The 301-nt window shown below is 62.1% G+C and carries 1 protein-coding gene; it reads left to right on the forward strand.

The features are described 5' to 3' along the window. Positions 1 to 301 (forward strand): hypothetical protein (locus tag D0817_RS27180; RefSeq protein WP_134737813.1); only part of this gene is annotated, 301 nt, incomplete at both ends.

Here is a 301-nt window from a genome sequence, read left to right on the forward strand (position 1 = left end):
ACCGTCGTATCGGTCGCGACGAGCTGACCGGCATGATGACACTGTCGAACGAAGACGTTCTGGCCGTGATCAAAATCTTGGTGGAACTGCGCAATGGCCGCGGCGAAGTCGACGATATCGATCACCTCGGTAACCGTCGCGTTCGTTGCGTGGGCGAGCGGGCCGAAAACCAGTTCCGCGCCGGCCTGGTGCGCGTCGAGCGCGCCGTCAAGGAACGCCTCGGCCAAGCCGAAGCCGACAACCTGATGCCGCACGACCTGATCAACTCCAAGCCGATTTCGGCCGCAATCCGCGAGTTCTT

This window comes from Flavobacterium cupreum (genome assembly GCF_003996965.1).
In the GTDB taxonomy this organism is placed as follows: domain Bacteria; phylum Bacteroidota; class Bacteroidia; order Flavobacteriales; family Flavobacteriaceae; genus Flavobacterium; species Flavobacterium cupreum.